This window comes from Citrobacter sp. 21OH12SH02A-Citro, from assembly GCF_027919895.1.
Classification (GTDB): Bacteria; Pseudomonadota; Gammaproteobacteria; order Enterobacterales; family Enterobacteriaceae; genus Citrobacter; species Citrobacter braakii.
Map to the genome: position 1 here is coordinate 1,218,516 of NZ_CP114801.1, position 21,405 is coordinate 1,239,920.

Genomic DNA, 21,405 nt, shown 5'->3' on the forward strand with positions numbered 1-21,405 from the left:
GGTAATGGCAGGGGGTTTATTTCATATCTGAACGATTCAGCATAAATAAACTATAAACTCGGTGAATGTATTGTGTGGGTTTCGATAACTAAAAAATAAGAACCAGTCTCAGGAGGAGAGACTGGTCACAGGGGAGTAGCATTTAGCGGCCAGCATTTTTCATGATACGCGCTTTATCTAACTGCCATTCGCGTTCTTTCACATCAGAGCGCTTGTCGTGCTGTTTCTTACCTTTCGCAACGCCAATTTTCACTTTGCACCAGGCATTCTTCCAGTACAACGAAAGCGCAACGACGGTATAACCATCACGATTCATACGACCATACAGGGAGTCGAGTTCACGCTGGTTTAACAACAGTTTACGGGTCCGAGTGGGGTCGCATACCACGTGTGTTGAGGCCACCGCCATTGGCGTGAAGTTGGCGCCAAACAGGAACGCTTCGCCGTCTTTGAGTATGACATAGCTGTCGCCGATGTTGGCTTTACCCGCGCGCAGGGATTTGACTTCCCAACCTTGCAGGGCGAGTCCTGCTTCGAACTCTTCTTCAATAAAGTATTCGTGTCGTGCGCGCTTGTTTAGCGCGATTGTGGCTGAGCCAGGTTTGTGTGCTTTTTTCTTCGTCATAATGCCGCTCAGTATAGGTAATCTGGAATCGAAAAACACCCCATTTCATCCAGCGGGGCGCAAGGCGCTATCTTAGCACGAGTTAGGCTATAGCGTTTTTTTTAGCGGGTGATAAATGGTATTATTTGTGTGATTGATATTGATGGGAATTGTTATGCCTCAGATTAGCCGGACCGCTTTAGTACCCTACAGTGCGGAACAGATGTATCAGCTAGTGAATGACGTTAAGTCCTATCCTCAGTTTTTGCCGGGTTGCACCGGTAGCCGCGTACTGGAGTCGACTCCGGGACAAATGACGGCCGCTGTGGATGTCTCGAAAGCAGGGATCAGTAAAACGTTCACCACGCGCAATCAACTGACCAGTAATCAGAGCATTCTGATGCATCTGGTCGATGGGCCGTTCAAGAAGCTGATTGGCGGCTGGAAGTTTACGCCACTGAGTCATGAAGCGTGTCGTATTGAATTTCACCTCGATTTTGAGTTCACCAATAAGTTAATCGAGCTGGCGTTTGGCCGTATCTTTAAAGAACTGGCTTCAAATATGGTGCAGGCCTTCACGGTTCGCGCGAAAGAGGTTTACAGTGTCAGCGTCGGCTAAAATTGTCGTTGAAGTGGCGTACGCGCTACCCGAGAAACAGTATTTACAGCGCGTAACGCTGCAGCAGGGCGCAACGGTGGAAGAGGCTATCCGCGCTTCCGGGCTGCTGGAATTACGTACCGATATCGATCTCAGTAAAAATAAAGTGGGTATCTACAGCCGTCCGGTAAAGCTTGCTGATGTTCTGCATGACGGCGATCGGGTGGAAATTTACCGGCCACTGATTGCTGACCCAAAAGAGCTGCGCAGACAGCGAGCAGAGAAATCCGCTAAAAAGTAACAGACAATAAAAAAGGTGCTCATTGAGCACCTTTTTTTGATCTCTCAAACCTACTTGTTATCGGTCAAAGCGGGTTTGTTATCAATGTTGGTCAATACGCCGCTGCTGTTAAAGGTCAGCGTCAGCGTTTGCTGGGTTACGCCTTCATGTCCAGGTTGCTGACGGAACACATAAAACCAGGTATTAGTGCCAAAAGGATCGGACATCATTGGTGTACCCAGAGCATAAGCAACCTGCTGTTGCGTCATACCCGTGCGCACTTTAGCGACATCGGTAGGTGTCAGATAATTTCCCTGGTTGATGTCAGGGCGGTAAACCACTCGCTCCAGAGTGGAACAGCCTGCAGTCAACATCAGTAGTACTGCTGCAGCAGCAGTCAGCGTTTTACAGCGCATAGTGATTTGATTCCTTTTCGGGCCCGAGCAGTACGCGGCTCATATGTAATATGCCGATGATAATAGACCTTTCACCACTTTAAAACCTTTTGCTGTCGGGTCGGTCGGCGATTTTATGTTGAACTCAGACCTTCACAAGGTAAAAAAGTTTATGCCGCCAGCAGTTCTTTTGCATTTGCGAGGGTATTGCGCGTCACTTCGCTACCGCCAAGTAGACGGGCTAATTCCTGCAGGCGCGCGCGTTTATCAAGCGGCTGCATGTGTGTTTCCGTCATCGCGCCATCTGTTTCTTTGCTGACATAGAAATGTTGATGACCACAGCCCGCAACCTGCGGCAGGTGAGTAACACACATTACCTGCGTTGACTCGCCCAACTGTCGCAACATTTTACCCACTACCGCAGCCGTCGGGCCGCTGATACCAACATCCACCTCATCGAAAATTAGCGCAGGCGTTTCCATCTTACGTGCTGTAATGACCTGAATAGCCAGCGCAATACGTGACAGTTCCCCGCCGGAAGCGACTTTCGCAATTGGTTGTAACGGCTGACCTGGGTTAGTGGTTACTTTAAACTCCACGCGATCGGCACCGTCTGCGCTCAGATGATGCTCCTCAAATTTCACATCAATGCAAAAGACACCGTGCGGCATCGAGAGAGCATGCATGCTCTCTGTAATAAGTTGCCCCAGTTCCTGCGCATAATGCTGACGCTGTTGGTGCAGCATTTTTGCCGTTTCCAGCGCCTGCTGGTGGTGATTGTTCACCGCCAGGGTTAAGGTTTCGAGCGAGTCGGCCTGATCGTCCAGTTGCTGTTGTTCATCCAGCAACGACTGATAGAACTGTGGCAGCACTTCAGGGGCAACATGATGCTTACGCGCCAACGAGATTTGCCTGGAGATACGCTGTTCGAGCTCGAACAAGCGGTTAGGGTCTAAATCCAGACGATCGCAATAGTGGCGCAGCTCGTCGCTGGCTTCGCTGAGCTGGATGGTGGCCTCTTCCAGCATATCCAGAATACCTGAAAGTTTGCCGTCCATGCCTGCCAGTTCAGTGACCAGGTGTTTTGCGGTGTACAGTTGGCTTTGCAGATTGATGTCTTCACCATCTGCCAGGATAGCCAGCGCCTGTTGGCTGGTGGTGAGTAATTGCCCACTGTTAGCCAGGCGCTTGTACTCTTCATCAATTTGCTCAAACTCACCCGGCTGCGGATTGAATTCGTTCAGTTCCTTTAACTGGTATTGCAACAATTCCGCCCGGGCTGCGCGTTCCAGGCTTTGTTGCTGATGATGCGCCAGGTCACGGCAACTTTGGTGCCATAGTTGGTAGCGCGCAGCCATTTCCTGGGTCAGAGACGCTTCATTGGCGTAACCATCAAGCAGGGATTTTTGGTGTTCTGATTTTGTCAGGAGCTGATGCGCATGCTGGCCATGGATTTGAATAAGTAACTGGCCCAGCTCGCGCAACTGCGATAACGGAACGGCGGTTCCGTTAATAAACCCACGGGAGCGGCCATCGCTGCTGATAACGCGACGCAGCAAACACTCACGGCCTTCCTCAAGCTGGTTCTCTTCCAGCCAGCGCAGGGCTGCGGGGGTATCTTTTAAGGCAAAACGGGCGCAGAGGTCGGCTCGCATGGCGCCTGCACGCACCATGTCTGCGTCTGCGCGTCCGCCCAGACACAAACCGAGAGCATCAATGGCAATGGACTTACCCGCACCGGTCTCACCGGTGATAACGGTCATTCCGTTCTGGAAATCGATCTCAAGTTCACGAACGATAGCAAAATTGCTGATGGTCAGTTGTGCCAACATAGCTGTTTTCCTGTATGAAAAACCATAACTGTGATTTCATACAGTATAAACTGGTTTTTTATACAGTAAAGAGGTTGGCGTTAAATTAGAATAATTTTTTTGACCAACCAAGCTTAGTGCTTAATGTGTTGAAATAGCTGTAATCTTTTGGATGTATCAGGTTCAGATGATAATCACAGCGGCGAATCAATACGTCTTCACCTTCCTGTATAGGTAGGGCGATTTGGCTGTCACAGCTGATCTCCAGATCGTTACGGCGATGGGAAAAGCGCAGGCGAATGGTGCTGCTACTGTTGATCACCAGCGGTCGCGCGGAAAGCGTATGCGGAAACATGGGTACCAGCGTAATGGCATCCAGAGAAGGCGTCAGAATTGGGCCTCCGGCAGAGAGCGAGTAGGCGGTAGAGCCGGTCGGCGTCGAGATAATCAGCCCATCTGAACGTTGGGAGAAGGCAAAAATTTCATCGATATAGACTTCAAATTCAATCATGTGCGCCACTTTCCCGGGGTGCAGCACAACTTCATTGATGGCAGTGCTAATGCGCTTCTGGCAATCCTGTTGACACACCTGAGCTTCGAGTAAAAAGCGCTTTTCGCTGATGTAGTGGCCTTCCAGCACGTCAGCTAACTGTTGCTGGGCATTGTCTGGGTCAAGGTCGGTCAAAAAACCGAGGTTGCCGCGGTTAATGCCAATAACCTTGATGTCATAACGTGCCAGGGTGCGAGCGGCGCCCAGCATATTGCCGTCGCCGCCGACTACCACGGCGAGGTCTGCCTGTTGGCCAATTTCTGCGAGCGTACCGGTTTTCACATTTTTCAGCTGCAGCTCGTGAGCGATTTGTTGCTCAACGATAACCTCATAACCTTTGGTGCACAGCCAACGGTAGAGCATTTCATGTGTGGTCAGTGCAGTGGGGTGACGTGGATGCCCCACAATGCCAATACACTTGAAATGTTTGTTCATTTTCTCGAGGTCCTTGTAACGAAGATTAGTGACAATGTGAGTACTTCCCTTGAATCCCTGAATCTGATCCCCATAATAAGCCAAGTTAGCGAGATGAATGCGAAAAAAACGCGGAGAAATTCATGAGTAGTAAAGAACAGAAAACGCCTGAGGGGCAAGCCCCGGAAGAAATTATCATGGATCAGCACGAAGAAGTTGAGGCGGTTGAATCAGACGCTTCTGCTGAGCAGGTGGATCCGCGCGATGAAAAAATTGCGAATCTGGAAGCTCAGCTTGCTGAGGCCGAAACTCGCGAGCGCGACAGCGTGTTGCGTATCAAAGCGGAAATGGAAAACCTGCGTCGTCGTACCGAACTGGACGTAGAAAAAGCGCATAAGTTTGCGCTGGAAAAATTCGTCAACGAACTGCTGCCGGTGCTGGATAGCCTGGACCGCGCGCTGGAAGTTGCGGATAAAGATAATGACGCTATGGCGGCGATGGTTGAAGGTATTGAGCTGACCCGTAAGTCAATGCTGGATGTCGTGGCGAAGTTTGGTGTACAGGTGGTTGCGGATATCGATGTGCCGATGGACCCGAACGTGCACCAGGCAATTGCAATGGTAGAGTCTGACGACGTTGCTGCCGGTAATGTGCTGATGGTAATGCAAAAAGGCTATACCCTGAACGGACGTACCATCCGCGCCGCGATGGTCTCTGTGGCGAAAGCCAAAGGCTAATCAGCCTTCAGGCCGGGGAATGCTCACGCGCTACCCGGCCTGAATTACTCTCACTGGTCCGACACGCTTTCCCGTAGCGGTTTGACCGGCAATACCTGCACCTGTTTAATCATATTGTCCTGCACGTCGAGAATATCGATATCGTACTGTCCAATACGCACACGCGTGCCAGCAACCGGGATCTCTTCCAGCGCTTCAAGAATAATACCATTCACGGTACGTGCGTCATCTTCCGGCAGGTGCCAGTTAAACGCCTTATTGATTTCACGAACGTTGGCGCTGCCGTCAATGATCACCGAGCCATCATTCTGCGGCGTTACCTCTTCGGCAAGCGTGGGTGACATTGAAGTGGTGAAGTCGCCGACAATCTCTTCCAGAATATCTTCGACCGTGACCAGCCCCTGAATATCGCCATATTCATTAACAACCAGACCCACTTTCTTCTTGTTTCGCTGAAACTTAATGAGCTGGGTGCTGAGAGGCGTACCTTCCGGGACGTAATAAATTTCGTCGGCGGCACGTAACATGGTCTCTTTGGTGAACTCTTTTTTCTCTGCCATCAATCGCCAGGCTTCACGTACGCGCAGCATACTGATGGCGTCGTCCAGCGAGTCGCGGTACAGCACAATACGGCCATGTGGAGAGTGCGAAAGCTGACGCACGATTGACTTCCAGTCATCGTTAATATCAATGCCGATGATTTCGTTACGCGGGATCATGATGTCATCGACGCTGACTTTTTCCAGATCCAGCACTGACAGCAGCATATCCTGGTTACGGCGTGAGATTTGCGAGCGCGATTCATTCACCAGCGTTCGCAGTTCATCTTTACTCAGCGAACCGCTCACCACGATATCCGTTTTGATGCCCATCATGCGCATAAGTAGCCGCGTGATGGTGTTGAGTAGCCACACCAACGGCATCATCAGAATCTGCAGTGGAGCCAGCAGTACACTGCTCGGATAGGCGACTTTTTCCGGATACAGTGCTGCAATAGTTTTGGGCAGTACTTCGGCAAAAACCAGCACGACAAACGTCAGTACCCCAGTGGCAATAGCGACACCCGCATCGCCATACAGGCGCATACCGACAATGGTGCCGAGCGCGGAGGCCAGAATATTCACCAGATTATTACCGATGAGCACCAGGCTTATCAGGCGGTCCGGCTTACGAAGTAGCTTTTCAACGCGTTTTGCCTGACGATTCCCCTGCTTGGCCCGATGACGTAGACGATAGCGATTCAGGGTCATCATTCCGGTTTCAGAACCGGAAAAATAGGCGGAAATGACCACCATGATGAGAAGCGTGATAATGAGCGTGGTGGTGGAGATGTGTTCCACGTAGGGTTCCTTAAAGATTTAACTCACGAACTGCTGCAGGATACGACTGCCGAAATAGGCCAGCGTTAGAATGCCTGCGCCTGCGACGTTAAACCATACGACGCGACGTCCGCGCCAGCCTTCATGGTAATGCCCCCACAACAGAACGATATAGACAAACCATGCCACGATAGAGAGAACGGCTTTATCAATGTTCTCGGTACTGAACAGGTTATGCATGTAAAACAGGCCTGTGCACAGGGTGAGCGTCAGCAGAACCACGCCAATTTGGGTGATATGAAACATTTTCCGCTCAATACTCATTAGCGGCGGCATCTCATTGCTGAAGGCCAGTTTTTTGTTTTTCAACTGGTAGTCGATCCATGCCAGTTGCAGCGCATACAGTGCGGCGATAATCAGCGTGGCGTAAGCGAATAGCGATAGCCCGATGTGAATCATCATGCCCGGCGTAGCTTCGAGATGGGTGATGAACTCGTTCGGCATAAACGTGGCGAAGGCCAGGTTGATCAGCGCAAAGGCGTAGACAATGGGCAGCAATAGCCAGCCACGATTGCGGGAAGCGACGATAGTCATTACCGTACAGATCATCAGGCTAACCAGTGAGCCGACGTTCAACAGACTCAGGTTTTGTCCGCTTTCACCGCCGGGCAGAATTCGCGCTTCCAGGGCGATAGCATGACTTACCAGCGCGACGACCGCAGAGAGAATAGCCATACGCCGCCAGCCGCTGTTTTTTTGCAGCAGAGCGGGAATAATCAGCGCAAGGCTGACTGAGTAGGCGACAAGGGCAAGCAGAGCAAAAACGGGCATATAGGTGTCGACAGTTGGCCAGTGATAAAGAAAAGCAGTATAGCGTTACGTGACCGCTGCTCCAACCGTTGCATAACAACAAAGGCGGCTTCATGTTATACTGCGACAAATTTCTGTTGATGTGTCGCTGTCGCGACCGACCGTTTCCACCCCAGGCGAGAGACAATGTTTGATAATTTAACCGATCGTTTGTCGCGCACGCTGCGCAATATCAGTGGCCGTGGACGCCTTACTGAAGACAACGTTAAAGAGACGCTGCGCGAAGTGCGCATGGCGCTGCTGGAGGCTGACGTAGCGCTGCCGGTAGTGCGTGAGTTTATCAATCGCGTAAAAGAGAAAGCGGTTGGTCATGAAGTTAACAAAAGCCTGACGCCGGGTCAGGAGTTCGTCAAGATTGTCCGTAACGAACTGGTTGCGGCAATGGGCGAAGAAAACCAGACCCTGAATCTGGCTGCACAGCCGCCAGCCGTTGTGCTGATGGCTGGTCTGCAGGGGGCGGGTAAAACGACCAGCGTCGGTAAGCTGGGGAAATTCCTGCGTGAGAAGCACAAGAAGAAAGTGCTGGTGGTCTCCGCGGACGTTTATCGCCCGGCGGCGATAAAACAGCTGGAAACGCTGGCCGAGCAGGTCGGTGTGGACTTCTTCCCGTCGGATGTCGGCCAGAAGCCGGTCGATATCGTTAACGCCGCGCTGAAAGAAGCCAAACTCAAATTCTACGACGTGCTGCTGGTGGATACCGCCGGTCGCCTGCACGTTGATGAAGCGATGATGGACGAAATCAAACAGGTCCACGCTTCTATTAAGCCGGTTGAAACGCTGTTTGTGGTCGACGCCATGACCGGTCAGGATGCCGCGAATACCGCAAAAGCCTTCAACGAAGCGCTGCCGTTAACCGGTGTCGTGCTGACCAAAGTTGATGGTGATGCTCGTGGTGGTGCGGCGCTCTCTATTCGTCATATCACCGGCAAGCCGATTAAATTCCTCGGCGTCGGCGAGAAAACCGAAGCGCTGGAGCCGTTCCACCCGGATCGTATTGCTTCGCGTATTCTCGGCATGGGTGACGTGCTGTCGCTGATCGAAGATATCGAAAGCAAGGTCGACCGCGCGCAGGCAGAGAAATTAGCCAGCAAGCTGAAAAAAGGCGACGGCTTCGATCTCAACGATTTCCTTGAGCAGCTCAACCAGATGAAAAACATGGGCGGCATGGCAAGCCTGATGGGCAAGCTGCCGGGCATGGGGCAGATCCCAGACAACGTGAAATCGCAGATGGACGATAAAGTGCTGGTGCGTATGGAAGCCATCATCAACTCGATGACGATGAAAGAACGCGCTAAGCCGGAAATCATTAAAGGTTCCCGTAAACGCCGTATTGCTGCCGGCTGCGGTATGCAGGTACAGGACGTAAACCGCCTTCTGAAACAGTTCGACGACATGCAGCGCATGATGAAGAAAATGAAGAAAGGCGGTATGGCGAAGATGATGCGTGGCATGAAGGGTATGATGCCGCCAGGCTTCCCTGGTAGATAAATATTTCGGGCTACCTAATTTGCCTTTTTGACGCCGGGGTGGGCTCGAAATGCTCACGTACTGCATGTACGTTCCGCTTTCTGCGCGCACGCCGACGCCAAACTGGCTGCAATGGTAATCCCCTGGTATAAAGCCTCATCACATGTTGATTGCTTTTTTCCCAGAAATCAGTAAAATTTTCGGGCTTTTAATATGACACCCGGGCTCCGTTCCTCGATGGGGCCTGGGTGTTTTATTCACACAAGAGGATGTTATGGTTACTATTCGTTTAGCTCGTCACGGCGCTAAAAAGCGTCCGTTCTACCAGGTTGTTGTTACCGACAGCCGTAATGCACGCAACGGTCGCTTCATCGAGCGCGTTGGCTTCTTTAACCCAATCGCTAGCGAAAAAGAAGAAGGCACTCGCCTGGATCTGGATCGCATCGCTCACTGGGTTGGCCAGGGCGCGACTATTTCTGATCGCGTAGCTACGCTGATCAAAGCAGCAAACAAAGCAGCTTAATCTGTCACGGTGGTCATGATGAGCAAGCAACTCGCCGCGCAGGCTCCTGTGGAACCCATCGTTTTGGGGAAAATGGGGTCTTCTTACGGTATCCGTGGTTGGCTCAGAGTGTTTTCTTCCACTGAAGACGCCGAAAGCATTTTTGACTATCAGCCCTGGTTTATCCAGAAGGCGGGTCAGTGGCAGCAAGTACAGCTGGAAAGCTGGAAGCACCACAATCAGGATCTGATCATCAAGCTGAAAGGCGTTGACGATCGTGATTCGGCGAATCTACTGACTAATTGCGAAATTGTCGTGGATTCCTCGCAGTTGCCAGCGCTGGAAGATGGTTCCTACTACTGGAAAGACCTTATGGGCTGCCAGGTAGTGACCACTGAAGGTTACGATCTCGGTAAAGTCGTCGATATGATGGAAACCGGTTCGAATGACGTCATTGTCATTAAGGCAAACCTGAAAGATGCGTTTGGTATCAAGGAACGTCTTGTACCGTTCCTCGATGGGCAGGTTATCAAGAAAGTCGATCTCGCTACTCGTACTATCGAAGTAGATTGGGATCCTGGTTTTTAAACCACCGGATAAACGGTAAAAGTCGGCGTTATGGGGATTGGCTTGTGTTTATAGGTATCGTTAGCCTGTTTCCAGAAATGTTCCGCGCAATTACCGATTACGGGGTAACTGGCCGGGCAGTAAAAAATGGCCTGCTGAACATCCAGAGCTGGAGTCCTCGTGACTTTACTCATGACCGGCACCGTACCGTGGACGATCGTCCTTACGGCGGCGGACCGGGGATGTTAATGATGGTGCAACCTTTACGGGACGCCATTCATGCAGCAAAAGCTGCGGCTGGTGAAGGCGCAAAGGTGATTTATCTGTCACCTCAGGGACGCAAGCTTGATCAAGCGGGCGTTAGCGAACTGGCCACGAATCAAAAGCTGATTCTGGTGTGTGGTCGCTATGAAGGAATAGATGAGCGCGTGATTCAAACCGAAATTGACGAAGAATGGTCAATCGGCGATTACGTTCTCAGCGGTGGTGAGTTACCAGCAATGACGCTGATCGACTCCGTTTCTCGGTTTATTCCGGGAGTTCTGGGTCATGAAGCTTCAGCAATCGAAGATTCGTTTGCTGATGGGTTGCTGGATTGCCCGCACTATACCCGACCTGAAGTGTTAGAACAGATGGAAGTACCGGCAGTGTTACTGTCGGGGAACCACGCTGAGATACGTCGCTGGCGTTTAAAACAGTCGCTGGGCCGGACCTGGCTTAGAAGACCTGAACTTCTGGAAAACCTGGCTCTGACTGAAGAGCAAGCAAGGTTGCTGGCGGAGTTCAAAACGGAACACGCACAACAGCAGCATAAACATGATGGGCTGGTCTGAGACCCCCAAATATCAGTTTACCCAGGATAAGAGATTAAATTATGAGCAACATTATTAAGCAACTTGAACAAGAGCAGATGAAGCAGGACGTACCTTCCTTCCGTCCGGGTGATACCGTGGAAGTGAAAGTATGGGTTGTTGAAGGTTCCAAAAAACGTCTGCAGGCATTCGAGGGCGTGGTTATCGCTATTCGTAACCGCGGTCTGCACTCTGCATTCACTGTTCGTAAAATTTCCAACGGCGAAGGCGTTGAGCGTGTCTTCCAGACTCACTCTCCGGTAGTTGACAGCATTGCTGTTAAACGTCGTGGTGCTGTTCGTAAAGCTAAACTGTACTACCTGCGTGAGCGCACTGGTAAGTCTGCTCGTATCAAAGAGCGTCTTAACTAAGATTCGCGCAAGCGACATCCTGTTAGAAAAGGGCTGGCCGAAAGGCTGGCCCTTTTTTTATTCCGACCTTACTCTTTTGTTTTATTGCAATTGGATGGCTGCGCGGCGCGCAGCCAGTTGAGGACTTTTACGGCGTAGCGATCACGACTGCAACCCGGCGGTTTTCAGCACGACCTTTTGACGTCTGATTACTGGCGATCGGGTATTTCTTCCCGAGTCCCTGCGTTGTCAGATTAGTGCGGGGAATGTTGGCGCCCTGTGCCCACGCATCGGCAACCACATTCGCGCGTTTGAGCGACAGCGCTTCGTTGTAGCTGTCTTCGCCGTAGTTATCGGTATGACCATCCATACGCGCATGGTTTAACCCGGTAGCTGCCAGTTTGGATGCCATTTCCTGGATCTGCTTTTCACTTTCAGGGCGCAGCTTATAGTCGTTTTTGTCAAACAGGATGTTGTCAGACAGACCAAGAGACCAGTCTCCGGAAGCTTCGGTAAATCCGTACGATTTCATGGCTGCAATTTGCTCTGGGGTAAATTTTCCCTGAGGTGCCTGACAGCCTGCCAAAATCAGTAAAAGCAGAAGAAACGGGGATGATAGACGTTTTAGCATGTGTAAGTCCTTATTTTTTAATAATGCGTTCAGAACGCAAATTTTTGGCCTGATACATATTTTTATCGGCAAGTTCTTGTAATTTCTCGGCAGAGGCATGTTCCCACGTCAGCGCAAAACCAATGCTGAGTGTCATGCTTGCCTGATGACCGTTATGCAGGTCAAAAGGTCGGTTAAACTCGTGTGACAGTGCCGCGCAGATCCGCTGAACTTCGTATTCAGAGTGAACGCTGTACAGCACCATAGCGAACTCATCGCCGCCAAGTCTGTAGGGGTGATGTCGATTACCACCAAACTCGGCCAGCCTGTTTGCAACTTCAATCAGGACCCGATCCCCCGCTGCGTGGCCCCAGGTATCATTAATAAATTTAAAATTATCACCATCAAGGAATAACAGTGCGGAGCTGCTGTGGGCGGCATGGTCATTCATCAGGGCGTTAATGCTGCTGCGAAATGCGGCGCGATTCGCCAGGCCGGTCAGCGGATCGTGTAGCGCCGTACGCAAAAGCTGGGCGTTCTTTGCCTGCAGTTTAAGTTGCCACTCCTCCATCTCGTCCAGAAGACTATTAAAATCCTGGGCAAAAAGGTGAAACTCTTCAATGCGCTCTTCTGAAACGCGCCGGGAAAAGTTACGGTTGGTACGAACATCATGTACCACCTCAGTTATATTTTGCAGGGCTTCCACGACGCCATTATGTAAATAACGAGTGAGCATTAATGCAATGCCAGAGGCCAACAGAATGCACCCGGTAAGGACGGCCAGCGACAAATAGATGAAATGGCTGATAACACTATCGCGCGCAGTCAATCGTACTTCGCCGATGACGTTGCCATTATGCAAAATAGGTTGAGTGACCGGTTGGGGGAACAGCCAGTGGCTGATAAGTCCGCTGATTTTTTCAGTGGTATCCTGCGCGTTATAGCGCCAGGTGGCGATCACCTTCTGGTTTTTATTACGAACTTCTGCAACGGAAAATTGCCCCTGCTGACCCAGTGCTGCCAGCGTTTCAGTTGCTGCGACGCCATCAGAAAAAACTAATGCTGCTTCAAGCGTGCGGGTCATGGTTGCAGCGGTCAGATCCAGGTTCTTTTGCGCATACTGTCTCAATGCCAGCACCGAAGAAATGCTGAGCAGCAGCCAGATCAGCGTCATAGTTACCAGAACGCTGATTATGCTGATACGCCGTAATGTCCGCTTAAACGTCGGGCGTGTTATGGGAGAATGGCCCTTATCCATGCTTCTGATTCCGTGCAAGCATTAATACGTCCGGACTGACCCTTACGCCACTGCGTGAAAGGGAATCCATATTTACGGAAAATCTCACATCTTCATCTTTAATTATGAGGCAAAAGGCGCTGCCAATAACGCATTCGGGGTTCTGTTCGGCAATTAATAGCAATGCCTTAGACGGATATTTATTCTTTAATTCCACCTGATAAGTAGGGGATTCTTTTCCAAAATAAAAACCGTCACACTGCGAAACTAATATTTCTTGTTCCGTACGAATGATGACGGGAAGATAGGGTAATGCTCCGGCACTGGTATCTCCCAGGACACTGGAAAAACGCGATGAAGAGAAAATACACAGTTTGGGGGGCCCGGACAGTGCAGGCCAGCGCGTATAACTGACGATGCCGGAAACCATAGCGCGTACAGATTTTGCTTCTTCCGTAACGCTTTGGGCGTACAGCGGTAATCCGGTCAGGAGCAGTGCCAGTAGAAGTATGAGTCGGTAAGAATAGCTCATGAATAGTTACCTACCAGCGTTTGCCGTAAAACGTCGAAATACATTCAAGATTATTTAGGACAAAATAACATTATTTTCCTAAGCCGTCATTATGCCAGGTGGAAAGCTATTAGTGATTTAAGTTAAATCTTAGTAATTTATAAAATATAAGCTATTGTTTAATTTAATCTTATTGAGGTGGCTCCTTCGTTTGCTCCTTTTTGCCAGGCACTGTGTAACTGGTCAATATTTTCGACCGTATCACAACTTGGGGGAAAGGTTTTCCCGGTCAAACCTCTGGCGTAAACAAAATCCGGCTGGCAGATTTTACGTTGCCCCTCGGCATAACCCTTAAGATATTCCGTACGATCGACTTCGGGGTCATTGTAGTTGTCGGCAAGAGTTTCATTATCTTTAACGGCATACCCCGAAATGGCATCTTGTATTCCGGCGTCGTACCAGGCGGTTCCCGTCCATGTGGGGGCGTGGGTATAAGGATCTATCTGACATCCGCTAAGAAGTAATAGAAATAGAGTGCTGATGAGTTGCTTCATTGCCTGTACTCCCTCGTTTTTTTAAGCATAGTGGATCTCAATACCGGATGGTGTAAATTTTAATGTACGAAATGGATGGCGTGTTCTGTCATTAAAGTGTGTGTTGTAAATTAAAATTTACGGCTTGTGGATTGAAATCTTTACCTGTTGTGTTATCGTTATCACCTCCTCGCTGAGGACCAACTATCGCAAACGAGCTAAACAGGATCACCACCATGCAAAAAGACGCGCTGAACAACGTACATATTACCGACGAACAGGTTCTGATGACTCCAGAGCAGCTGAAAGCTGAATTCCCGCTGAGCCAGGCGCAAGAAGCGCAAATCTCCCAGTCGCGTAAAACCATTTCAGATATTATCTCTGGTCGCGATCCGCGCCTGCTGGTGGTATGTGGCCCGTGTTCCATTCACGATCCTGAAATGGCTATTGAGTACGCTCGTCGGTTTAAAGCCCTTGCCGCAGAGGTCAGCGATAGCCTCTACCTGGTGATGCGTGTCTATTTTGAAAAACCCCGTACCACCGTCGGCTGGAAAGGGTTAATTAACGATCCTCATATGGATGGCTCTTTTGATGTTGAAGCCGGCCTGAAAATTGCGCGTCAGCTGCTGCTTGAACTGGTGAATATGGGACTACCGCTGGCAACTGAAGCGATGGATCCCAATAGCCCGCAATACCTGGGCGATCTGTTTAGCTGGTCTGCAATCGGTGCGCGTACCACGGAATCGCAGACTCACCGCGAAATGGCTTCCGGTCTTTCGATGCCGGTCGGCTTTAAGAACGGTACTGACGGTAGCCTGGCGACCGCCATTAACGCGATGCGCGCGGCGGCACAGTCGCACCGCTTTGTTGGTATTAACCAGGCTGGACAGGTTGCACTGCTGCAAACTCAGGGTAACCCGGACGGTCACGTGATCCTGCGCGGTGGTAAAGCGCCGAACTACAGCCCGGCAGATGTCGCCCAGTGCGAAAAAGAGATGGAGCAGGCGGGACTACGACCTTCTCTGATGGTAGATTGCAGTCATGGTAACTCCAATAAAGATTACCGCCGCCAGCCTGCCGTGGCTGAATCCGTGATTGCACAAATCAAAGATGGCAATCGCTCGATCATTGGCTTGATGATTGAAAGTAATATTCACGAAGGCAACCAGTCTTCTGAACAGCCGCGTAGCGAAATGAAATACGGCGTGTCTGTAACTGATGCCTGCATTAGCTGGGAAATGACGGATGCGCTACTGCGTGAAATTAGCCAGGATTTAAACGGCCAGCTGTCGGCGCGTGTAGCATAAGAGGTTGGTTATGGTTGCTGAATTGACCGCATTACGCGATCAAATTGATGAAGTCGACAAGGCGCTGCTGGGTTTACTGGCACGTCGCCTGGAGCTGGTGGCCGAAGTCGGTGAAGTAAAAAGCCGCTTTGGGCTGCCTATCTACGTGCCGGAACGGGAAGCCTCAATGCTGGCCTCCCGCCGGGCGGAAGCGGAAGCCCTTGGCGTGCCGCCGGACCTGATTGAAGATGTGCTGCGCCGGGTTATGCGCGAGTCTTACTCCAGTGAGAACGACAAAGGATTTAAAACGCTTTGTCCTTCTCTGCGACCGGTGGTGATTGTCGGCGGCGGCGGTCAGATGGGACGTCTGTTCGAAAAAATGCTCACTCTGTCAGGTTATCAGGTACGGATCCTGGAACAGCAGGACTGGGATCGTGCGCCGGAGATCGTCTCTGATGCTGGCATGGTGATCGTCAGCGTGCCGATCCACGTCACTGAGCAGGTGATCGCCAAATTACCGCGTCTGCCGTCCGACTGCATCCTGGTGGATCTGGCTTCGGTGAAAAATGGTCCTTTGCAGGCGATGCTGGCGGCGCACGACGGCCCGGTGGTGGGATTACACCCCATGTTTGGCCCGGACAGCGGCAGTCTGGCAAAGCAGGTCGTCGTCTGGTGTGACGGACGTCAGCCGGAAGCCTATCAGTGGTTTCTGGAACAGATTCAGGTGTGGGGTGCGCGACTGCATCGGATCAGTGCTGTTGAACACGACCAGAACATGGCATTTATTCAGGCATTGCGTCACTTTGCGACCTTTGCTTACGGTCTGCATTTAGCGGAAGAGAATGTTCAACTGGAGCAGTTACTGGCACTCTCTTCGCCGATTTATCGCCTTGAACTGGCGATGGTCGGACGTCTGTTTGCCCAGGATCCGCAGCTCTATGCCGATATCATTATGTCGTCTGAGAGTAACCTTGCGCTGATCAAACGCTACTACCAACGTTTTGGTGAGGCGATCGGTTTACTGGAGCAGGGCGATAAGCAAGCGTTCATCGACAGCTTCCGTAAGGTGGAGCACTGGTTTGGTGATTATGCGAAACGCTTCCAGAACGAAAGCCGTACTTTGTTGCGCCAGGCTAACGATAGTCGCCAATAAATACGATGCTTGATGGCAACGCTGATGCGTTGTATCAGTCATACAAGGATCGGCTAAATAGAATGCCGGATAAGCGTAGCGCCATCCGGCATTGTCAAACGTTAGCTTGGATCGACCGGCACCACATTCTCACTTGGATAGCAGCCAAGTACTTTCATCGAGCGCGTAATCTCACCTAACTCCTTCAATGCTTTTTGCATCTGGGGTGATTCCAGGTTGGCCTGGATATCAAGATAAAACATTTCTTCCCACGGATTGCCGTGAATCGGGCGTGACTCCAGTTTAGTCATAATCAGATTATGGTTGCGCAGTACCAGCAGAGCTTCTACCAGCGCACCGGCTTGTTGTCCTGTCGCCATCAGCAACGTGGTTTTTGCTGGCACCTGATCGGAAACATTGATTGCCTTGCGCGCCAGTACCACGAAGCGGGTGATGTTTTGCGTCTGATTAGCTTCGATATGCTCAAGAACCTGCAAACCGTATAGTACGCCTCCGGCTTCGCTCCCCAGAGCCGCCACGCGCGGTGAGTTAGCCTGCGCAACTTTTTCCATCGCCGCCGAGGTGCTTTCGGTGTACTCAATCTTCCAGTGCGGGTAACGACTCAGGAATTTGCTGCACTGCTGGAATGGCTGCGGATGGCTATATACCGTTTCAATGGTCTCGAGATCTGTCGTGCCGGACACCAGTAGGCAGTGGTCAATCGTGATAGTCATCTCGCCAACGATAGACAGGCTGGTGTGCTGTAGCAGGTCGTAAACGTCGTTAATCCCACCGGAACTGGTGTTTTCAATCGGAACCACTGCGTAGTCAGCTTGTCCGGTTTCGACCTGATTAAAGATATCGGCAAATTTCGCGCAGCCGCTTTCTATAAATTGTTCAAAATGGCGGGCAGCATACTGACGTGCGGCAAGATGAGAATATGACCCTTTTGGCCCGAGGAAAGCTACGCGTGCTGAGTGTGGGTTAATTTTATTCAGATGCTGCTGGAGCAGTGCCTGCTGAGTCAGGACGGAGTCTTCGATTATGAGCTGGAACAGGCGAGTGATGTAGTGAGCATCAAGATGATGTGCTTTGCCAAGCTGAATCAGTCGGTCCAACAGATCGCGCTCACGGTCGATATCACGAACTGGACGATGTGAAAGCAGCTTAGCTTTGCCAACTTCTACGGCCAGTCCACGTCGCTCAGCCAGCAGGGCCAGTAATTTTTCATCCAGCGTGCTGATCTTATCGCGCAGCGCCAGCAATGGGTTTTCCGATGTCATAGTGTTGCCTTTCTTGTTATCAATAAAAAAGGCCCCCCGTTGTGGGAGGCCTTATTGTTCGTCTTCGCATTCTTTATCACACGACGAAACGCCTCCCATTCAGGGGAAGGTAAAAAAGAATGCGAAGAAGAACGGGACAAGTTTCATGTAATTTTCCTTTGGCTACGTCAGTAAAGTACCCGTACTGTTTTCACCCTGTCAACAAAAAACGCGCCCGGAGGCGCGTTGGCGATACACTCAATGTAAGGGACTACTCTTCTTCTGCTTCGACGAAGTTGGCGTCTTTGACTGAAGTTGTTGCACGACGGGCTTCGCCTTTGTGCTGCACTTTATTGAGCTGCCGTTCCAGCTTGTTGATCAAATCGTTAATTGCGGTGTACATATCCTCGTGTTTTGCGCTGGCGACCAGATGTCCGTTCGGTGTATTGATGGTGGCATCAGCAATGAAACCCTGCGGCTCCTTAGACAGAATGATATGTGGATTAATCAGATGAGTTTGCCATTTTTCGAGTTTGGCGAGACGGTCTGCGACATGCTGGCGAATTGCCGGAGTAATTTCCATTTGTTTACTGGTAATGTTCATTGTCATAAATTTTACCTCTTGTCTTTCCCGTCTTGGTGATTCCAGCATACCGTTCCTAATGTCAAAATGTGTGATATTAATCACATTTTTTTGTCGCTTTTTGTCAAGAAAACCTTTTTGTGAGGCACCGCAGGAACAAACGATTTTTTACTTGAGGAATACCTGAAAGCAGGCCATATTTGATGAGATGCGTTGCAGCTAAACCGCTTCAGTTGTGGCGTTTACGGATAAAAAAACGGCAGCCTTTGGGCTGCCGTTTGCATTCTGAGGTAAATCAGGTATTGCTGCTGTTGGCGGCAATGATTTTCGCTACTTTTTCTGCCTGCGCATTCATCTGCATCTGGCGATAAGCATTTTCCATTAACGGCAGGGCATTGCGTGTTGCCTGGGTATCCGGGAAGTCGCGCAGCATGCCTTCCACACGGTTTACCACGGCAACCCATGCACCGCGGGCAGTGTAGTATTCCACAACGGAATATTCATACTTCGCCAGACGGTCTTTCAGGAATACCAGACGTTTGGTGGCGTCAGTGGTGTACTGGCTGTTCGGATAGCCACGTACCAGTTTGGAAAAGTCATTAAACGCAGCTCGGGCATGTTGCGGATCGCGATCGCTGCGATCAACACCAAAGAATCCTTGCAGTGCGCTATCATCCAGCGCCATATTGGTCAGGCCACGCATATACATGACATAATCAATGTTAGGGTGTGTCGGGTTAAGACGAATAAAACGATCGATGGCAGCCTGAGCAAGTGGCAGATCGGCGTTTTTGTAGTAGGCGTAGATGAGATCTAATTGCACCTGCTGAGAATACGGTCCAAATGGATAACGGTTATCCAACGCTTCTAATTGCGTTATTGCCTGTTTCCAGTTACCGTCCTGCAGCTTTTGCTGAGCAGTCGCGTAGATTTCATTTGGCGGATTATCGGGCACCTCTTCCTTTGAACCAGAGCAACCCGCCAAAAACAGGCTCAACGTGGCTGCTGCCACCAGATATTTCATGCGCGTCATGACGTTTTGACTTTCCTCAAAATGTTTTACGGGAGATTCTCTGTTCCTGCTCCCGGTTAAGACCAGCTACAATAGCACACTATATTAAACGGCAAAGCCGTAAAACCCAACGTTAAACGAAGAAGCAGTTTATGGCACAACGAGTAGAACTCACCGCAACAGTCTCCGAAAATCAGCTCGGTCAACGCTTAGATCAGGCTTTGGCCGAATTGTTCCCTGATTATTCGCGATCGCGCATAAAAGAATGGATCCTTGACCAGCGCGTACTGGTAAATGGCAATCTTTGCGATAAACCGAAAGAAAAAGTGTTGGGTGGAGAGCGCGTCTCCATCACTGCAGAAATTGATGAAGAGGTTCGTTTTGAACCTCAGGATATCCCACTGGATATCGTTTATGAAGATGATGATATTCTTGTCATCAACAAACCCCGTGACCTCGTAGTGCATCCGGGTGCCGGTAATCCTGATGGCACGGTATTGAATGCATTACTGCATTACTACCCGCCAATCGCGGATGTTCCACGTGCTGGTATCGTGCACCGTCTGGATAAAGACACGACCGGATTAATGGTGGTGGCAAAAACCGTTCCGGCGCAAACGCGTCTGGTGGAGTCGCTGCAGCTGCGTGAAATTACCCGTGAGTACGAAGCCGTGGCGATTGGTCATATGACGGCAGGCGGAACCGTTGAGGAACCGATTAGCCGCCACCCGACCAAGCGTACGCACATGGCGGTACACCCGATGGGGAAACCGGCGGTGACGCACTATCGCATTATGGAACACTTCCGTGTGCACACGCGTCTGCGGCTGCGTCTGGAAACCGGACGTACGCACCAGATCCGCGTGCACATGGCGCATATCACCCATCCGCTGGTGGGCGATCAGGTCTACGGCGGTCGTCCGCGTCCCCCGAAAGGCGCTTCTGACGAATTTATCTCCGTGCTGCGTAAGTTCGATCGTCAGGCGCTGCACGCGACTATGCTGCGTTTATATCACCCAATTTCAGGTATCGAAATGGAATGGCACGCACCGATTCCACAAGATATGGTGCAATTGATTGAAGTGATGCGCGCTGATTTCGAAGAACATAAGGATGATATTGCCTGGCTATGAGTAAGCTAATTGTCCCGCAGTGGCCGATACCGCAAGGTGTTGTTGCGTGTAGTTCTACCCGTATTGGCGGTGTTAGCATGCCGCCTTATGATTCGCTGAATCTGGGCGCCCATTGCGGCGACAACCCGGAGCATGTTGAAGAGAACCGCAAGCGGCTGTTTGCTGCGGGCAATCTGCCGTCAAAGCCAGTCTGGCTGGAGCAGGTCCATGGTAAGGATGTCCTGAAACTGACCGGCGAGCCTTACGCCTCCAAACGTGCGGATGCTTCTTACAGCAATACGCCGGGCACCGTGTGTGCCGTGATGACGGCCGACTGTCTGCCGGTGCTGTTTTGCAATCGCGCAGGAACGGAAGTCGCGGCGACACATGCGGGTTGGCGCGGATTATGCGCCGGCGTGCTGGAAGAGACGGTGGCGTGTTTTGCCGACAAACCTGAAAACATTATTGCCTGGCTAGGCCCGGCGATTGGCCCGAACGCGTTTGAAGTGGGAGCAGAAGTTCGCGCAGCGTTCATGGCGAAAGATCCGCAAGCGGACCTCGCATTTGTACCGCATGGCGACAAATATCTGGCGAATATTTACCAGCTTGCGCGTCAGCGTCTGGCAAATATCGGAGTAGAGAACATCTACGGTGGCGACCGTTGCACCTTCAGCGAAAGTGAGACGTTCTTCTCTTATCGTCGCGACAATACCACGGGTCGTATGGCAAGTTTTATTTGGCTGATATAACCTAAAGAATCAAGACGATCCGGTACGTGTAATTTTCTTTTCACATAATTCAGGTCATTCACC

At 50.9% G+C, this 21,405-nt stretch carries 26 protein-coding genes and 1 other annotated feature; of the genes, 12 read left to right on the forward strand and 14 right to left on the reverse strand.

Translation table 11 applies throughout. The features are described 5' to 3' along the window. Positions 1-142: 142 nt before the first annotated feature. Positions 143-625, reverse strand: a complete 483-nt coding sequence (gene smpB / locus O6D90_RS05870; RefSeq protein WP_003031211.1) for an SsrA-binding protein SmpB — start codon at positions 623-625, stop codon at positions 143-145. Between the two features lie 154 nt (positions 626-779). Here smpB and ratA point away from each other — a divergent pair, with 154 nt between their 5' ends. Further along, positions 780-1,223, forward strand: coding sequence for a type II toxin-antitoxin system toxin RatA (ratA, locus tag O6D90_RS05875; RefSeq protein ID WP_003031213.1), 444 nt, complete (start codon positions 780-782; stop codon positions 1,221-1,223). Further along, the gene (locus O6D90_RS05880; RefSeq protein ID WP_003839823.1) at positions 1,207-1,503 is read left to right on the forward strand and encodes an RnfH family protein; all 297 of its coding nucleotides are present in this window, start codon (positions 1,207-1,209) and stop codon (positions 1,501-1,503) included. The genes ratA and O6D90_RS05880 overlap by 17 nt, the downstream gene beginning before the upstream one ends. A 50-nt stretch (positions 1,504-1,553) precedes the next feature. Here the strand turns inward: O6D90_RS05880 and bamE are convergent, their stop codons facing one another. The 3 genes from bamE to nadK all read right to left on the reverse strand — a co-directional run bounded on the left by bamE (position 1,554) and on the right by nadK (position 4,673). Continuing rightward, complete coding sequence (gene bamE, locus O6D90_RS05885) at positions 1,554-1,898, reverse strand: outer membrane protein assembly factor BamE (protein ID WP_003826401.1); 345 nt, start codon at positions 1,896-1,898, stop codon at positions 1,554-1,556. Between the two features lie 149 nt (positions 1,899-2,047). After that, the gene (gene recN / locus O6D90_RS05890) at positions 2,048-3,709 is read right to left on the reverse strand and encodes a DNA repair protein RecN (protein ID WP_016157188.1); all 1,662 of its coding nucleotides are present in this window, start codon (positions 3,707-3,709) and stop codon (positions 2,048-2,050) included. A gap of 85 nt (positions 3,710-3,794) precedes the next feature. Continuing rightward, entirely contained in the window at positions 3,795-4,673 is an 879-nt protein-coding gene (nadK, locus tag O6D90_RS05895; protein WP_016154073.1) for an NAD(+) kinase, read from the reverse strand. A gap of 122 nt (positions 4,674-4,795) precedes the next feature. On the opposite strand from nadK, the gene grpE reads away from it, so the two are divergent. Next, entirely contained in the window at positions 4,796-5,389 is a 594-nt protein-coding gene (gene grpE / locus O6D90_RS05900; RefSeq protein ID WP_003031221.1) for a nucleotide exchange factor GrpE, read from the forward strand. Positions 5,390-5,439: 50 nt separating this feature from the next. Here the strand turns inward: grpE and O6D90_RS05905 are convergent, their stop codons facing one another. After that, positions 5,440-6,729 (reverse strand): HlyC/CorC family transporter, encoded by a 1,290-nt coding sequence (locus O6D90_RS05905; protein ID WP_008785520.1) that lies wholly within the window; start codon positions 6,727-6,729, stop codon positions 5,440-5,442. An 18-nt stretch (positions 6,730-6,747) separates the two neighbouring features. Next, the gene (locus tag O6D90_RS05910) at positions 6,748-7,539 is read right to left on the reverse strand and encodes a cytochrome C assembly family protein (RefSeq protein WP_003031224.1); all 792 of its coding nucleotides are present in this window, start codon (positions 7,537-7,539) and stop codon (positions 6,748-6,750) included. A 165-nt stretch (positions 7,540-7,704) separates the two neighbouring features. Here O6D90_RS05910 and ffh point away from each other — a divergent pair, with 165 nt between their 5' ends. The 5 genes from ffh (at position 7,705) to rplS (ending at position 11,336) form a co-directional block, all read left to right on the forward strand. Beyond that, on the forward strand, positions 7,705-9,066 hold the full coding sequence (ffh, locus tag O6D90_RS05915) for a signal recognition particle protein (protein WP_003031226.1): 1,362 nt from the start codon (positions 7,705-7,707) through the stop codon (positions 9,064-9,066). A gap of 253 nt (positions 9,067-9,319) precedes the next feature. Further along, positions 9,320-9,568 carry a 30S ribosomal protein S16 gene (rpsP, locus tag O6D90_RS05920; RefSeq protein ID WP_003031228.1) on the forward strand — a complete coding sequence of 83 codons (249 nt, stop codon included), beginning with the start codon at positions 9,320-9,322 and terminating at the stop codon, positions 9,566-9,568. Positions 9,569-9,586: 18 nt separating this feature from the next. Further along, positions 9,587-10,135, forward strand: coding sequence for a ribosome maturation factor RimM (gene rimM, locus O6D90_RS05925; RefSeq protein WP_003031230.1), 549 nt, complete (start codon positions 9,587-9,589; stop codon positions 10,133-10,135). Positions 10,136-10,179: 44 nt separating this feature from the next. Continuing rightward, a complete protein-coding gene (gene trmD / locus O6D90_RS05930; protein WP_016157187.1) occupies positions 10,180-10,947 on the forward strand; it encodes a tRNA (guanosine(37)-N1)-methyltransferase TrmD in 768 nt (255 codons plus the stop codon). A 41-nt stretch (positions 10,948-10,988) separates the two neighbouring features. Continuing rightward, a complete protein-coding gene (gene rplS / locus O6D90_RS05935; protein ID WP_002914145.1) occupies positions 10,989-11,336 on the forward strand; it encodes a 50S ribosomal protein L19 in 348 nt (115 codons plus the stop codon). Positions 11,337-11,463: 127 nt separating this feature from the next. Here the strand turns inward: rplS and O6D90_RS05940 are convergent, their stop codons facing one another. The 4 genes from O6D90_RS05940 to O6D90_RS05955 all read right to left on the reverse strand — a co-directional run bounded on the left by O6D90_RS05940 (position 11,464) and on the right by O6D90_RS05955 (position 14,227). Further along, the gene (locus O6D90_RS05940) at positions 11,464-11,946 is read right to left on the reverse strand and encodes an OmpA family protein (RefSeq protein ID WP_016154071.1); all 483 of its coding nucleotides are present in this window, start codon (positions 11,944-11,946) and stop codon (positions 11,464-11,466) included. 10 nt (positions 11,947-11,956) lie between these two features. Next, the gene (dgcN, locus tag O6D90_RS05945) at positions 11,957-13,183 is read right to left on the reverse strand and encodes a diguanylate cyclase DgcN (protein WP_016157186.1); all 1,227 of its coding nucleotides are present in this window, start codon (positions 13,181-13,183) and stop codon (positions 11,957-11,959) included. Next, a complete protein-coding gene (locus O6D90_RS05950) occupies positions 13,176-13,694 on the reverse strand; it encodes a YfiR family protein (RefSeq protein ID WP_016157185.1) in 519 nt (172 codons plus the stop codon). Before O6D90_RS05950 ends, dgcN begins: the two co-directional genes overlap by 8 nt. A 158-nt stretch (positions 13,695-13,852) precedes the next feature. Then, positions 13,853-14,227, reverse strand: a complete 375-nt coding sequence (locus O6D90_RS05955; RefSeq protein WP_016157184.1) for a DUF2799 domain-containing protein — start codon at positions 14,225-14,227, stop codon at positions 13,853-13,855. Between the two features lie 215 nt (positions 14,228-14,442). Here O6D90_RS05955 and aroF point away from each other — a divergent pair, with 215 nt between their 5' ends. Both aroF and tyrA read left to right on the forward strand, forming a co-directional pair. Then, a complete protein-coding gene (gene aroF / locus O6D90_RS05960) occupies positions 14,443-15,513 on the forward strand; it encodes a 3-deoxy-7-phosphoheptulonate synthase AroF (RefSeq protein WP_271143277.1) in 1,071 nt (356 codons plus the stop codon). Positions 15,514-15,523: 10 nt separating this feature from the next. Then, positions 15,524-16,645: a bifunctional chorismate mutase/prephenate dehydrogenase gene (tyrA, locus tag O6D90_RS05965; RefSeq protein ID WP_016154066.1), complete on the forward strand. Its 1,122-nt coding sequence runs from the start codon at positions 15,524-15,526 to the stop codon at positions 16,643-16,645. Positions 16,646-16,746: 101 nt separating this feature from the next. On the opposite strand, the gene pheA is transcribed toward tyrA, so the two are convergent. From pheA to bamD, 4 genes are all read right to left on the reverse strand, one after another. After that, entirely contained in the window at positions 16,747-17,907 is a 1,161-nt protein-coding gene (pheA, locus tag O6D90_RS05970) for a bifunctional chorismate mutase/prephenate dehydratase (RefSeq protein WP_016154065.1), read from the reverse strand. A gap of 22 nt (positions 17,908-17,929) precedes the next feature. Next, positions 17,930-18,055 (reverse strand) — a sequence feature (Phe leader region). After that, the gene (gene pheL / locus O6D90_RS05975; protein WP_100250063.1) at positions 18,007-18,054 is read right to left on the reverse strand and encodes a pheA operon leader peptide PheL; all 48 of its coding nucleotides are present in this window, start codon (positions 18,052-18,054) and stop codon (positions 18,007-18,009) included. (Overlaps the previous feature by 48 nt.) A 102-nt stretch (positions 18,056-18,157) precedes the next feature. Further along, entirely contained in the window at positions 18,158-18,496 is a 339-nt protein-coding gene (gene raiA / locus O6D90_RS05980; RefSeq protein ID WP_003031244.1) for a ribosome-associated translation inhibitor RaiA, read from the reverse strand. Between the two features lie 268 nt (positions 18,497-18,764). Then, the gene (gene bamD / locus O6D90_RS05985; RefSeq protein ID WP_016154064.1) at positions 18,765-19,502 is read right to left on the reverse strand and encodes an outer membrane protein assembly factor BamD; all 738 of its coding nucleotides are present in this window, start codon (positions 19,500-19,502) and stop codon (positions 18,765-18,767) included. Positions 19,503-19,633: 131 nt separating this feature from the next. Here bamD and rluD point away from each other — a divergent pair, with 131 nt between their 5' ends. After that, on the forward strand, positions 19,634-20,614 hold the full coding sequence (gene rluD, locus O6D90_RS05990; protein ID WP_016154063.1) for a 23S rRNA pseudouridine(1911/1915/1917) synthase RluD: 981 nt from the start codon (positions 19,634-19,636) through the stop codon (positions 20,612-20,614). Continuing rightward, positions 20,611-21,342: a purine nucleoside phosphorylase YfiH gene (yfiH, locus tag O6D90_RS05995; RefSeq protein ID WP_016157183.1), complete on the forward strand. Its 732-nt coding sequence runs from the start codon at positions 20,611-20,613 to the stop codon at positions 21,340-21,342. The genes rluD and yfiH overlap by 4 nt, the downstream gene beginning before the upstream one ends. Positions 21,343-21,405 lie beyond the last annotated feature (63 nt).

Bases quoted from the DNA above. Each gene is read 5' to 3' on its own strand.
- tyrA (WP_016154066.1), top strand. From the start codon at position 15,524: ATGGTTGCTGAATTGACCGCATTACGCGATCAAATTGATGAAGTCGAC.
- nadK (WP_016154073.1), bottom strand. From the start codon at position 4,673: ATGAACAAACATTTCAAGTGTATTGGCATTGTGGGGCATCCACGTCAC.
- rpsP (WP_003031228.1), top strand. From the start codon at position 9,320: ATGGTTACTATTCGTTTAGCTCGTCACGGCGCTAAAAAGCGTCCGTTC.
- dgcN (WP_016157186.1), bottom strand. From the start codon at position 13,183: ATGGATAAGGGCCATTCTCCCATAACACGCCCGACGTTTAAGCGGACA.
- bamD (WP_016154064.1), bottom strand. From the start codon at position 19,502: ATGACGCGCATGAAATATCTGGTGGCAGCAGCCACGTTGAGCCTGTTT.
- O6D90_RS05950 (WP_016157185.1), bottom strand. From the start codon at position 13,694: ATGAGCTATTCTTACCGACTCATACTTCTACTGGCACTGCTCCTGACC.
- O6D90_RS05955 (WP_016157184.1), bottom strand. From the start codon at position 14,227: ATGAAGCAACTCATCAGCACTCTATTTCTATTACTTCTTAGCGGATGT.
- O6D90_RS05940 (WP_016154071.1), bottom strand. From the start codon at position 11,946: ATGCTAAAACGTCTATCATCCCCGTTTCTTCTGCTTTTACTGATTTTG.
- yfiH (WP_016157183.1), top strand. From the start codon at position 20,611: ATGAGTAAGCTAATTGTCCCGCAGTGGCCGATACCGCAAGGTGTTGTT.
- raiA (WP_003031244.1), bottom strand. From the start codon at position 18,496: ATGACAATGAACATTACCAGTAAACAAATGGAAATTACTCCGGCAATT.
- recN (WP_016157188.1), bottom strand. From the start codon at position 3,709: ATGTTGGCACAACTGACCATCAGCAATTTTGCTATCGTTCGTGAACTT.
- grpE (WP_003031221.1), top strand. From the start codon at position 4,796: ATGAGTAGTAAAGAACAGAAAACGCCTGAGGGGCAAGCCCCGGAAGAA.
- rplS (WP_002914145.1), top strand. From the start codon at position 10,989: ATGAGCAACATTATTAAGCAACTTGAACAAGAGCAGATGAAGCAGGAC.
- ratA (WP_003031213.1), top strand. From the start codon at position 780: ATGCCTCAGATTAGCCGGACCGCTTTAGTACCCTACAGTGCGGAACAG.
- ffh (WP_003031226.1), top strand. From the start codon at position 7,705: ATGTTTGATAATTTAACCGATCGTTTGTCGCGCACGCTGCGCAATATC.
- smpB (WP_003031211.1), bottom strand. From the start codon at position 625: ATGACGAAGAAAAAAGCACACAAACCTGGCTCAGCCACAATCGCGCTA.
- pheA (WP_016154065.1), bottom strand. From the start codon at position 17,907: ATGACATCGGAAAACCCATTGCTGGCGCTGCGCGATAAGATCAGCACG.
- bamE (WP_003826401.1), bottom strand. From the start codon at position 1,898: ATGCGCTGTAAAACGCTGACTGCTGCTGCAGCAGTACTACTGATGTTG.
- rluD (WP_016154063.1), top strand. From the start codon at position 19,634: ATGGCACAACGAGTAGAACTCACCGCAACAGTCTCCGAAAATCAGCTC.
- O6D90_RS05910 (WP_003031224.1), bottom strand. From the start codon at position 7,539: ATGCCCGTTTTTGCTCTGCTTGCCCTTGTCGCCTACTCAGTCAGCCTT.
- rimM (WP_003031230.1), top strand. From the start codon at position 9,587: ATGAGCAAGCAACTCGCCGCGCAGGCTCCTGTGGAACCCATCGTTTTG.
- aroF (WP_271143277.1), top strand. From the start codon at position 14,443: ATGCAAAAAGACGCGCTGAACAACGTACATATTACCGACGAACAGGTT.